Source organism: Falsirhodobacter algicola (assembly GCF_018279165.1).
Classification (GTDB): Bacteria; Pseudomonadota; Alphaproteobacteria; order Rhodobacterales; family Rhodobacteraceae; genus Falsirhodobacter; species Falsirhodobacter algicola.
On the sequence record NZ_CP047290.1, the window covers coordinates 108403 to 120000 of the forward strand.

14 protein-coding genes (1 of these 14 only partly in view) are annotated in these 11598 nt (G+C 67.4%); 4 read left to right on the forward strand and 10 right to left on the reverse strand.

Annotation, left to right across the window (positions count from 1 at the left end; translation table 11 throughout):
- Positions 1 to 9: 9 nt before the first annotated feature.
- From GR316_RS11975 to infC, 4 genes are read right to left on the reverse strand one after another with little or no spacing between them, the layout of a single operon-like run.
- Entirely contained in the window at positions 10 to 684 is a 675-nt protein-coding gene (locus GR316_RS11975) for an orotate phosphoribosyltransferase (RefSeq protein ID WP_211785234.1), read from the reverse strand.
- On the reverse strand, positions 681 to 1718 hold the full coding sequence (gene pyrC, locus GR316_RS11980; protein WP_211785235.1) for a dihydroorotase: 1038 nt from the start codon (positions 1716 to 1718) through the stop codon (positions 681 to 683). The genes GR316_RS11975 and pyrC overlap by 4 nt, the downstream gene beginning before the upstream one ends.
- 39 nt (positions 1719 to 1757) lie before the next feature.
- Positions 1758 to 2771, reverse strand: coding sequence for a glycosyltransferase family 2 protein (locus GR316_RS11985; protein WP_211785236.1), 1014 nt, complete (start codon positions 2769 to 2771; stop codon positions 1758 to 1760).
- 43 nt (positions 2772 to 2814) lie between these two features.
- Positions 2815 to 3363: a translation initiation factor IF-3 gene (gene infC, locus GR316_RS11990; RefSeq protein ID WP_211785357.1), complete on the reverse strand. Its 549-nt coding sequence runs from the start codon at positions 3361 to 3363 to the stop codon at positions 2815 to 2817.
- 148 nt (positions 3364 to 3511) lie between these two features.
- On the opposite strand from infC, the gene GR316_RS11995 reads away from it, so the two are divergent.
- A complete protein-coding gene (locus GR316_RS11995; RefSeq protein WP_211785237.1) occupies positions 3512 to 4120 on the forward strand; it encodes a hypothetical protein in 609 nt (202 codons plus the stop codon).
- On the opposite strand, the gene GR316_RS12000 is transcribed toward GR316_RS11995, so the two are convergent.
- From GR316_RS12000 to cobA, 6 genes are read right to left on the reverse strand one after another with little or no spacing between them, the layout of a single operon-like run.
- Positions 4117 to 4950, reverse strand: coding sequence for a ferredoxin--NADP reductase (locus tag GR316_RS12000; protein ID WP_305798381.1), 834 nt, complete (start codon positions 4948 to 4950; stop codon positions 4117 to 4119). The two genes, GR316_RS11995 and GR316_RS12000, sit on opposite strands and share 4 nt — an antisense overlap.
- Before the next feature lie 46 nt (positions 4951 to 4996).
- Complete coding sequence (locus GR316_RS12005) at positions 4997 to 5401, reverse strand: DUF934 domain-containing protein (RefSeq protein ID WP_211785238.1); 405 nt, start codon at positions 5399 to 5401, stop codon at positions 4997 to 4999.
- The gene (locus GR316_RS12010) at positions 5398 to 6147 is read right to left on the reverse strand and encodes a phosphoadenylyl-sulfate reductase (protein WP_211785239.1); all 750 of its coding nucleotides are present in this window, start codon (positions 6145 to 6147) and stop codon (positions 5398 to 5400) included. Before GR316_RS12010 ends, GR316_RS12005 begins: the two co-directional genes overlap by 4 nt.
- A complete protein-coding gene (locus GR316_RS12015; RefSeq protein WP_211785240.1) occupies positions 6137 to 7804 on the reverse strand; it encodes a nitrite/sulfite reductase in 1668 nt (555 codons plus the stop codon). The genes GR316_RS12010 and GR316_RS12015 overlap by 11 nt, the downstream gene beginning before the upstream one ends.
- Before the next feature lie 15 nt (positions 7805 to 7819).
- The gene (locus GR316_RS12020; RefSeq protein ID WP_211785241.1) at positions 7820 to 8140 is read right to left on the reverse strand and encodes a DUF2849 domain-containing protein; all 321 of its coding nucleotides are present in this window, start codon (positions 8138 to 8140) and stop codon (positions 7820 to 7822) included.
- Positions 8137 to 8916, reverse strand: a complete 780-nt coding sequence (gene cobA / locus GR316_RS12025; RefSeq protein ID WP_211785242.1) for a uroporphyrinogen-III C-methyltransferase — start codon at positions 8914 to 8916, stop codon at positions 8137 to 8139. Before cobA ends, GR316_RS12020 begins: the two co-directional genes overlap by 4 nt.
- 140 nt (positions 8917 to 9056) lie before the next feature.
- On the opposite strand from cobA, the gene GR316_RS12030 reads away from it, so the two are divergent.
- The 3 genes in view from GR316_RS12030 to GR316_RS12040 are tightly spaced (at most 52 nt apart) and all read left to right on the forward strand, a layout consistent with a single transcriptional unit that may run on beyond the window.
- The gene (locus GR316_RS12030) at positions 9057 to 9533 is read left to right on the forward strand and encodes an Lrp/AsnC family transcriptional regulator (protein ID WP_211785359.1); all 477 of its coding nucleotides are present in this window, start codon (positions 9057 to 9059) and stop codon (positions 9531 to 9533) included.
- Positions 9534 to 9585: 52 nt separating this feature from the next.
- Positions 9586 to 10734 carry a heme A synthase gene (gene ctaA / locus GR316_RS12035; RefSeq protein ID WP_211785243.1) on the forward strand — a complete coding sequence of 383 codons (1149 nt, stop codon included), beginning with the start codon at positions 9586 to 9588 and terminating at the stop codon, positions 10732 to 10734.
- Positions 10731 to 11598, forward strand: partial view of a carboxypeptidase M32 gene (locus GR316_RS12040; protein ID WP_211785244.1) — the 5' portion only. It continues 605 nt past the right edge of the window; only the first 868 of its 1473 coding nucleotides appear in the window; its start codon is at positions 10731 to 10733; the stop codon falls past the right edge of the window. Before ctaA ends, GR316_RS12040 begins: the two co-directional genes overlap by 4 nt.

The following is an 11598-nucleotide window of genomic DNA, read 5'->3' on the forward strand; positions in this document are numbered from 1 at the left end:
CCCGCGCGGTTACTTGCGCGCGTCCTGCCATGCGCGGGGGGCATGGAGGAAGCGTTCCACCTCGGCCAGCGTCGCCGCGTCGAAGGCGGCGGTCGCCCGCGCCTCGGCCAGAACGTCCCACCATGTGCACAGGTAATGCAGCGCGACCCCATGGCCGGCCAGCGTCGCCTCGGTCTCGGGGAAGATGCCGTAATAGAAGATGACGGCGGTGTGGGCACAGCTGGCGCCGGTGTCGCGGATCGCATCCACGAAGGACAGCTTGGAGCCGCCATCGGTGGTCAGATCCTCCACCAGCAGCACGCGCTGGCCTTCGGTCATCGTGCCTTCGATGCGGGCGTTGCGGCCATAGCCCTTGGGCTTCTTGCGCACATAGCTCATGGGAAGGCCCATCCGCTCGGCCACGAGGGCGGCGAAGGGGATGCCCGCCGTCTCGCCGCCGGCGACGTTGTCGAACGCCTCGAAGCCGACATCGCGCATCACGGTCATCACGAGGAAATCCATCAGCGTGCTGCGGATGCGCGGATGGGAGATGAGCTTGCGGCAGTCGATATAGGTTGGCGACGGCAGGCCGGAGGCGAGCGTGAACGGCGTCTCGGCGTTGAAGTGGACGGCCTTGATCTCCAGCAACATGCGGGCGGTCAGGCGCGCGATCTCCTCGCGCGGGGGGAAGGAGGATGGGATCATGCGACGGTCCAGTGCAGGGGGAAACCGGGATCGAACACGGTGACGGTGCCGTCGCCGGTTTCGATATGCGAAGGGTAGGCGACGGGCGCGCCGCGCGTCAGGGTGGTGCGCGCCTCGTTCGGGGGCAGGCGGTAGAAGGCGGGGCCGTTCAGCGAGGCGAAGGCCTCCAGCCGGTCGAGGGCGCCGTCCTGCTCGAACACCTCGGCCAGAATGGACAGGGTGTTCGTGGCGGTGAAGCAGCCCGCGCAGCCGCAGCCGGTTTCCTTGGCGGCGTCCATATGCGGGGCCGAATCGGTGCCGAGGAAGAACCGCGCCTCGCCCGAGGTGGCGGCGGCCCGCAGCGCGAGGCGGTGGCGTTCGCGCTTGGCGACCGGCAGGCAGTAGTAATGCGGCCGGATGCCGCCCACCAGCAGGTGGTTGCGGTTGATGACGAGGTGATGCGTGGTGATCGTCGCGCCCAGATCGTCGCCGCCCGCGCGGGCATAGGCGACACCCTCTTCGGTGGTGATATGCTCCATCACGACGCGCAGGCCGGGCGTGCGGCGGCGCAGCGGATCGAGGACCGTGTCGATGAACACCGCCTCGCGGTCGAAGATGTCCACCTCGGGGGTCGTGACCTCGCCGTGGATGCACAGGGGCAGGCCGATCTCGGCCATCGTCTCCAGCACGGGGCGGACCTTCTCCAGATCGCGCACGCCGCCATGCGAATTGGTGGTCGCGCCCGCGGGATAGAGTTTCACCGCCTTCACGAGGCCGCTTTGCGCCGCGGCGCGCACATCCGCCGGATCGGTGCCCTCGGTCAGATAGAGGGTCATCAGCGGCTCGAACGTCATGCCGGGGGGCAGGGCGGCCATGATGCGGTCGCGGTATGCGGCGGCATCGGCGGCGGTGACCACCGGCGGCACGAGGTTCGGCATGATGATCGCGCGCGCGAAATGGCGCGCGGTTTCGGGCAGGACGGCGTTCAGCATCGCGCCGTCGCGCAGGTGCAGGTGCCAGTCGTCGGGGCGGCGCAGCGAGAGTGTCTGGGTCATAGCAGAAGCGCTAGCCGATTGCGGCCCTCATTTCCAGTATCAGTTGCGCGGGGGGGGCGGCTCGGTCGGCAGATGGCGCAGGATCAGGTCCACCTCGGCGGGCGACAGATGGCGCGAGGGTGGGGCCATCAGCAGCCGCCCGAACAGCGAGCGCCATTCATCCTCGGCCAGAAGGGTGCGGATGCGGGCCTTGCGCCATGCGACGGCCTCGGCGTGCATCTCCTCCAGAAGGGGGTCGCGGATCGGCTCCACCGGCAAAGCGAGGATGCTGCGATCCTCGATCTGGGAGAAGTTGCGATCCGTCCAATAGGAGGTGTCGAAGGGCTGCGCGGCGCGGTTGGCGCGGCCCCGGTCGCATTTCACGAGATACCCCTCCATCGAGCCGAGGGCGTAATGGTTGATCTGCGCCACGGTGCCGAGATCGGGATCGAGGTTCACCAGAACGCCCTTGCGGCTGAACCAGTCCGGCAGCCGGCGGCCGGACCCATCGGTCCAGACGGCGCCCGGCGCGTCGCCCTTGGGGCGGTGGACGCCCAATTGCTTGTAGGGGCCGCGGCGGAACAGCGTCTTGATCATGCGGGCGCGCCACGGCCAGAACAGATCCGGGCGGGCGGAGTGAACGAAGGTCTCGCGGATGGGGCGGTCGCGATAGGCGACGATGCCGCCATTGCCGAACATCCGCCATGGCAGCGCGAAGGCATCGGCCTCGGGCATGGTGGCCAGCAGATCGGGCAGGCGGCGGCCCCCGACATGGATGTTCAGGAATTCGTCCACGTCGTGGAACATGATCCAGTCGGCGGATTTCGTCAGCGGATGGCGCTGCGCCTGCCGCAGGGCGGTCCATTGCGGGCCGCGCGCCTTGATGTCGTCGTTGCGCACATGGGTCAGAAGGCCCAGTTCCTGCGCCCGGTCCAGCATCCGATCGGTGCCGTCCTCGCAGTCGTTGGAATAGACGAGGACGTCCGTGAACCCGATCGCGCGGTTGTAGGCCAGCCATTCCAGCAGGAACGACCCTTCGTTCTTCATGCAGGTGATGGAGAGGAAGCGGGTCATGCGGGCCCAAGAAAAAGGGGCGCCCTGTGGCGCCCCGAAAGGATCACTTGGCCGGACCGATCATCATGACCATCTGGCGTCCTTCGAGCTTCGGCATCGCTTCGACCTTGCCGGCCTCGGCCTCGTTCACGTCGGCGGCCACGCGGTTCAGAAGCTCCAGACCCAGTTCCTGGTGGGCCATCTCGCGGCCACGGAAGCGCAGGGTGACCTTCACCTTGTCGCCTTCGCCGAGGAAGCGCAGCACCGAGCGCATCTTCACGTCATAGTCATGCGTGTCGGTGCCGGGGCGGAATTTGACTTCCTTGATCTCGATGATGTGCTGCTTCTTGCGGGCCTCGGCCTCGCGCTTCTGCTGCTCATACTTGAACTTGCCGAAATCCATGATCTTGCAGACCGGCGGTTCCGCGTTCGGGGAGATCTCCACCAGGTCGAGCCCGGCATCCTCCGCCATGGCAAGCGCACGCGCGGGCGTAACGACGCCGACATTTTCACCATCCGCCCCGATCAGGCGGATTTCCGGTGCGCGGATCCGCTCGTTCGTGCGGGGTCCGGTGTCGCGGGTCGGCGGGGCGTTGTGGGGTCTGCGGGCTATGGTGCAGGTCCTTCGGCTGTTTGAATCACGGGCTTAAAATAGGCGTCATCGCGCTTGTTTTCAACCGGATTCCGGGCCGGGAACGCAAAAGCCGCACCGGTCGTTGACCCGGTGGACCGCCGCGCAGGCGCAGACGAAGGAGTTGTCCATGTTCCGAACCATCCTCGCGGCTGCGGTCGTGATCGTTCTGGCGGCGATCGGCTATCACCAGTTCATCTATCTTCCCGGCGAACGGGAGGCGGCGGCGGCGGCCGAGAAGGCAGCGTCGGCACAGGCGGCGCAGGCCGAGGCCGAGGATGCGGCCGAAGCGGCGCAGAGCGCGGCGGAGATGGCCGAAGACGGCGGCGAGGCCGAGGATGCGGCGGATGCGGCGGCCTCCAACGCGGCGGCAGCGGCGGATGCGGCGGTGGCGGCGGCCTCCAACGCGGCGGCCGAAGCTGCGGCAGCGCTGGAGAATGCGGCCGAATCGCCCAAGGCGCAGGCCGCGGCCGACACCGCCGCCGATGCCGCCGACCGGGCGCAGGCCGCGGCCCAATCCGCGACCGAGGCCGCGACCCGTGCCGTCAGCCAGCTGTCGCCCGCCGATCTGTTCACCGTGGAGAATTACGACCCCGAACAGGCCCGCGCCTTCATCGACGGTCAGGACATCCCGGACCGCACGAAAGAGACCCTGAAGGACGCCCTTTCGGCCGCCGAGCAGACCCCGGCGACGCTGGAGGCGGCGCTCGCCTCCACCCGCCGGGCCTTGGGGCTTTAGACCCCTTCGCCGACGAAGGCCTTTTCCACCACATATTCGCGGGGTTCGGAATTGGCGCCTTCGTTCAGGCCGAACCCTTCGAGCACCTTCATCACGTCTTGGTTGAAGGCGAGCGAGCCGCAGACCATCGCGCGGTCGGTGGCGGGGTTCATCGGCTCCAGGCCCAGATCCTCGAAGACCTTGCCCGAGGTGAGGTTGTCGGTGATCCGGCCCATGCGTTCGGACGGCTCGCGCGTGGTGGTGGGATAGTATTTCAGCTTGCCCGCCACCATCTCGCCGATCAGCTCGTCCGCCTCCAGCGCCTCGACCAGCTCGCGGCCATAGGTCAGTTCCTCGGCGGTGCGGCAGGTGTGCATCATGATGACCTCGTCGAACTTGTCGTAGGTCTCGGGGTCGCGCATCAGGCTGGCGAAGGGCGCAAGGCCGGTGCCGGTGGCGAGGAACCACACGCGTTTGCCGGGGATCAGCGCGTCATGGACCAGCGTGCCCACGGGTTTGGGGCGCAGGATGATCTGATCGCCCGGCTGGATGTTCTGCAGCCGCGAGGTGAGCGGGCCGTCCGGCACCTTGATCGAATAGAATTCCAGCTCTTCGTCCCAGTTGGGCGAGGCGATGGAATAGGCGCGCATGATCGGTTTGCCGTTGTCGCCCGGCAGGCCGATCATCACGAATTCCCCCGAACGGAACCGCAGCGATTGCGGCCGCGTCACCCGGAAGGAAAAGAGCGTGTCCGTCCAGTGCCGCACCGAGGTGACGGTCTGGGCGTTGGGATCGGGTTTGGCGGGGCTCGGTTCGGCGACGGGATTTGCGGTCATGGCGGTCTCGGTCATTTCTGGTCCTTTGTCAGTAGGGCGCGCGGGCAGCGGGCGAAAGCCCTCAGGCCTTCAGCCGCGCCTGATAATCATGGGCGCGCCAGTCCGCACGGAACTGCCACTGATCCTCGGGCTGGCGGGCGGCGAGATCGTCCGAGATCTCCACCTCGTCGAAGCCGGAGCGGCGGGCCATGGCGTATTGGTCGGCAAGGACATGCCCCGCCGCGCGCAGCCGCCCGGCATAGCCCATGCGCCGCAGACGCGCGGCCTGCGTGAACCCGCGCCCGTCGGCCGAGGACGGGAAGGCGATGCGGATCAGCTTCAGCCCGTCCAGACGGTCCGCAAGTTGGGTCGGATCGTCGGTATTGGCCAGATCGACGGCGGCCTCGTTCGCCAGATCGGCCAAGGGCGCGATCGGGGCGGTCCAGTCCTCGGCCGCAAAGCCGGTATCGGTGACGATGACGCTCATACCGCGTCCTCCTTCTTGATGCGAACGGGCTTGCCGTTGATGAAATGGATGCCGCATTCGGTCTTGTTGCTGCCGCGCCAGCGTCCGGCGCGGGGATCTTCGCCCTCGCCGACGGGGCTGGTGCAGGGCGCGCAGCCGATCGAGGGATAGCCCTTGGCGACCAGCGGATGGCGCGGCAGGCGGTTGTTGATCATGTAGTCGGCCACATCCTCGGGCCCCCACATGGCCAGCGGGTTCAGCTTCAGGCGGTTCGGGCCGTCCGGCTCGAAGAAGGGCAGGGCGGCGCGGGTGCCGGACTGAAAGCGTTTGCGCCCGGTGATCCATGCGTCATAGCCCGCAAGCGCCCCTTCGAGCGGCACCGTCTTGCGCAGGGTGCAGCAGGCATCGGTGCTGTATTGATGCAGCGTGCCGTCCGGATCGTCGAAGGCCACCGCCGCATCGTCGGCGCGGATCGTGCGGATGTTCGTCAGCCCGAGGCGGTCCGCCACCTCGGCCTGATAGGCCAGCGTTTCGGCGAACAGCATCCGCGTGTCGATGAAGAGGACCGGCAGATTGCGGTCCATCACCGACACCATATGCAGCAGCACCACCGATTCCGCCCCAAAGGAGGAGACGAGCGCCGTGCGCCCGACATCCCGGTCGCGCAGCGCCAGTTCCATGACCGAGGTCGCCGCATGGTTGCGGTAGCGGTCGTTCAGAAACGCCGCACGGTCTTCGATCGAAAGGCCGGCGGGATCAAGCGGCATCCTGCTTTCCTTCCGCCGGGTACAGCGCCGCCTTGAACGGGCCGAGACCGAGACGGCGATAGGCTTCGAGGAACGTCTCCTCGGGGGCCTCGCGGTTCTTCAGATAGGCCTGAACCAGCCGCTCGATCGCGGGGACGATCTCGTCATAGGCGAAGCCCGGCCCGGCGCGTTCGCCGATGACGGCGGTTTCGGTGCCGTCGCCGCCCAGCGTGATCTGATAGTTCTCCACCCCCGCACGGTCGAGGCCGAGGATGCCGATATGGCCGACATGGTGGTGGCCGCAGGCGTTGATGCAGCCGGAGATCTTGATCTTCAGCGGGCCGACATCATGCTCCAGCTTCAGCTCGTCGAAGCGGGTGGCGATGTCTTGGGCCACCGGGATAGACCGGGCGGTGGCGAGCGCGCAGTAATCCATGCCGGGGCAGGCGATCATGTCCGAGATGAGGCCGATATTGGCCGTGCCGAGGCCCGCACCGCGCAGCGCGGCATGGACGGCCGGAAGATCGGCCTTGTGCACATGCGGCAGGATCACGTTCTGCTCGTGGCTGATGCGCAATTCGCCATGGCCGTAGCGTTCGGCCAGATCGGCCATCAGGCGCATCTGGTCGGCGGTGGCGTCGCCAGGGGTTTCGCCATGCTTCTTCAGGCTGATGGTGACGATGGCGTATTGCGCGTTGCGGTGCGCGGCAAGGTTGGTATCGGCCCATGCGCGATAGACCGGATCGGCCAGCGCCGCATCATGGGCGTCGGTCGGGGCGTTGCGGAAGGCGGGCGGCGCGAAGGCGGCGCGGATATCCTCCAGCAGATCCTGATCGTGGCCGTGGAAGGTGGGGCGGATCTCGGCGAAACGCTCCTCCACGAGGCGGCGGATCTCGTCGAGGCCGGTTTCGTGGACGGTGATCTTGATGCGCGCCTTGTACTTGTTGTCGCGGCGGCCCAGCAGGTTGTAGACCGACAGGATCGCCTCGGTATAGGGCAGCAGATCCTCGATCGGCAGGAACTCCCGCACGACCTGACCGATCATGGGCGTCCGGCCGAGACCGCCGCCGACCAGCACTTCGAAGCCGGGCTGCCCCTTGGGGCCGCGCACCATGCGCAGGCCGATGTCATGCGCCTTCGTCACGGCGCGGTCGTTGGGCGCGCCGGTGATGGCGATCTTGAACTTGCGCGGCAGGAACGAGAATTCCGGATGGTCGGTGGACCATTGGCGCAGCAGTTCGGCATAGGGGCGCGGATCCTCGATCTCGTCGGCGGCAGCGCCCGCGAAATGGTCCGAGGTGACGTTGCGCACGCAGTTGCCCGAGGTCTGGATGGCGTGCATCCCGACATCGGCCAGCGCGCTCAGCATGGCCGGCACATCCTTCAGCAGCGGCCAGTTGAACTGAATGTTCTGGCGCGTGGTGAAGTGGCCGTAGCCCTTGTCCCACGTCTCGGCGATATGGGCCAGTTGGCGCATCTGGTTCGGGTTCAGCGTGCCATAGGGGATCGCGACGCGCAGCATATAGGCGTGCAGTTGCAGATAGAGCCCGTTCATCAGGCGCAGCGGCTTGAACTCATCCTCGGTCAGCGAGCCGTCGATGCGGCGCGCGACCTGCTGGGAGAATTGGGCCACGCGCTCGCGCACGAAGGCTTCGTCGAATTCGTTGTAGCTGTACATGTGGCTTCCTCGACGTCAGTGCTGGCGGGGGCCGGGCAATTCGCCGACCTGCTTGCCCATGGCATAGTTGGAGGGGCCGCGCGTGCGGAACACCTCGCGGAAATGGATCGGCTCGGGGCCGTCGGGGCCGGCGATCGCATCGGCCAAATAGACCCCGACCACCACGTTCTTCTGCGCCGCGCCGTCCAGCAGGCGCAGTTGGGCATGGGCCTCGTCCTCGATCAGCTCGGCCTCGTGATGCTCCCGCGTCCAGCGGTTGTCGGCGGTCAGATAGACGACATCGCCGATCAGCAGATCATTGGCGGTCACGACTTTGGGCGTGAATTTCCGGCTCATGCGGTGGCCTCGTTCAGGGCGGAAAGGGCGTGGACGGCGGCGCGGGGCGCGAGGCCGTAGAGAAGGATGGCGGGACCGGCGAGATCGGCCGCGCGGTCGGCCAGCGTGGACAGGGTGGCGGCGATCACGCGCTGGTTCGCGCGGCTCGCATTCTCCACCAGCGTGACGGGGGTTTCGGCGGCGGCGCCGTGCATCATCAGGCGGCCCTGAATGAAGCGGCTGGCCTTCTTGCCCATGTAGATGGCGGCTACTTCGCCGCTGCGGGCGAGGCCCTTCCAGTCCTGATCGGCGAACCCGTCCATGTCATGGCCGGTCACGATGCGCAGCCCGCGATTGCGGCCGCGGCGCGTCAGGCTTTGCCCGATGGCGGCGGCGGCGGCCGAGGCCGAGGTGAGGCCGGGCAGGATCGTGAAGGCGATGCCCGCGGCCTCCAGCGCGTCCATCTCCTCGTCGAGGCGGCCGAAGATGCCGGTATCGCCGCCCTTCAGACGGACGACGCGCGCGCCGGTGCCGGCATGGCCCACGATCAGCGCGTTGATCGCCGATTGCGGCGTGGAGGGGCCGAAGCCTTCCTTGCCCGCATCGACGCGCGTGACATGGGCCGGGATCAGCGCCAGAACCTCTTCGCCCACGAGGCGGTCGTGGATGACGACATCGGCCCCTTCGAGGGCGCGCAGCACGCCCAGCGTCAGCATGTCGGCCGAGCCGGGACCGGCGCCCGCGAACGTGACGGTGCCGGGTGTGGTCGAGGTGCCGGTTGCGGGCTGTGGGCTCATGGCGTCGCTCCGATGCGTGAATCAAAGCCTTATATAGAACATTATTCTTCGGATGAACCATACACCCTTGCGGAAAAGGATGTTCGTTCGCATAAGGGGCGCCAAGGGAACAGGGTTCCAACAAAGGCAGGAGGATGCGAATGGTTGCCCGTCTGGACGAGATGGACCGGAAGATCCTTGCGGAACTGCAGCAGGACGCGGCGCAATCCTTGGATGAAATCGCCCGCAAGGTGGGAAGTTCCAAGACGCCGGTGTGGAATCGCATCCGCCGCATGAAGGAGGCGGGGGTGATCCTGCGCCAGACCGCCCTTCTGGACGCCGAGGCGCTTGGCCTCGAGGCGTGTTTCTTCGTGCTGATCCGCACCTCCGAACATGAGGCCGATTGGCAGCGCCGCTTCCTTCATGCGCTGCGCGAGCGCCCGGAGGTGCTGGAGGCGCATCGGCTGGCGGGCGATATCGACTATATCCTGAAGGTGCGGGTGGAGAATGCGCGCGCCTATGACCGCTTCTATCAGGCGCTGATCTCGGAGGTGCGGGTGCATAACGTCACCGCCCTTCTGTCGATGGAGGAGATCAAGCACACGACCGTGCTGCCCGTGGGCATTCCGTCAACTTGAAGGCGGCGGGGGGCGGGGCTACTCTTTGCGGCGCAACGAGAGGGCCCCTGTCATGGCGAAACGCAGCATATTCGAAGAGGTCGGCGCGCGGGAGATGCCCGCGCCCGCGCAAGGGGGGCTGATCGACCGCGGCCGGGGCGGCGCGAGGGGCGCCATCCGCATCTGGCTGATGGTGCTGTTCGTGCTGGTGGCCGTGATGATCGCGGTCGGCGGGCTGACGCGCCTGTCGGATGCGGGCCTGTCCATCACTGAATGGAAGCCAGTGACGGGCGCGATCCCGCCGCTGAACGCCGCCGACTGGCAGTCGGAGTTCGATCTCTATCAGGCCAGCCCGCAATACCGCCTGATGAACGAAGGCATGACGCTGGGCCAGTTCCAGCAGATCTATTGGTGGGAATGGGGGCATCGCTTCCTTGGCCGGGTGATCGGGCTGGTCTGGGCGCTTGGCTTCCTCGGGTTCTGGATCGCGGGCAAGATCCCGGCGGGCTGGAAGGGGCGGCTCCTCTGGGTCGGCGTTCTGGGCGGGGCGCAGGGCGCGGTCGGCTGGTGGATGGTGGCCTCGGGCCTGACGGGCGACATGACGACCGTCGCCAGCTACCGCCTTGCGACGCATCTCGGGATCGGTTTCCTGATCCTCGGCTTCCTGACATGGTATGCGCTGCTTCTGGGCCGCAGCGAGGGGCAGCTCTTGCAGGCCCGCCGCGCGTCCGAGCGCAAGCCCTTCGGCATGGCGACGGGGCTGATGCATCTGGTGTTCCTGCAGATCCTGCTCGGCGCGTTGGTCGCGGGCATCGATGCGGGCCGCAGCTTCCCGACATGGCCGCTGATGAACGGCGCCATCTTCCCGCCCGATGCCTTCTATGTGCCCGATGGCGCGGCATGGCGGGCCTTCTTCGAAAATCCGGGCCTCGTGCAGTTCGTGCACCGTTCGGTCGCGTATCTGGCCTTCGTCTTCGGCTTCGTGGTCTGGCTGCGGGGGCGGCGTTCGGCGCATAAGGCGACGCGGGTGGCCTTCCATATGGTCATGGCGATGCTGGTGGTTCAGGTCCTTCTGGGGATCGGCACCGTGTTGTCGGCGGCGGCGCTGCATCCGGCGATCACGCACCAGATCGGGGCGATCGTTCTGTGGGTGCTGATCATCCGCGCCCGCTATCTGTCCCAATATCCCAAGGTCGCCACGATCCGCGGAGGAACGGCATGAGCGCGTATGAAGATCTGATGGCGTTCCAGCGCCGGACCGAGGCGCTGGCGCAGGTGGCTGGCCGGCTCGGCTGGGATCAGGAAACGGTGATGCCCCGCGGCGCCGCCGAGCAGCGCGGCGAGGAGATGGCCGCGATGGAGGGCATCCTCCACGCCCGCCGCACCGATCCGCGCATCGCCGATTGGCTGGCCCGCGCCGAAGCGGTGGACGAGGAGGCCGAGGCCCAGCTGCGCCTGATCCGCCGCAGCTATGAGCGCGCGACGAAGGTGCCCGGCCGCTTGGCCGAGGAGATCGCGCGCGTCACCTCGGTCGCGCAGGGGATCTGGGCCGATGCGCGCGCCAAGGACGACGTGGCGGCCTTTCTTCCGACGCTGGACACGGTGGTCCGTCTGCGGCGCGAAGAGGCGGCGGCATTGGCGGGGGGCGGCGATCTCTATGACGCGCTGATCGACGATTACGAACCGGAGGCGACGGCCGACACGATCGGCGCGGTCTTCGACCGGATGCGCCCGCGCCTCGTTGCGCTGCGCGAGGCGGTGATGGGCGCGGCCCATCAGCCCCGCGCGCTGTCGGGGCATTTCGGCCATGACGGGCAGATGCGCCTTGCGCGCGATCTGGCCAAGACCTTCGGCTACGACTTCACGCGCGGGCGGCTGGATCTGGCGGTGCATCCGTTCAGTTCGGGCGCGGGGAACGACGCACGCATCACCACCCGCGTGGTGGAGACCGATCCCTTCAACTGCATCTATTCCACCATCCACGAGGTGGGCCATGCCTGCTACGAGTTGGGGATCGACGGCGATTACCTTCTGACCCCGCTGGGCGGCGGCGTGTCGATGGGCGTGCACGAAAGCCAGAGCCGGA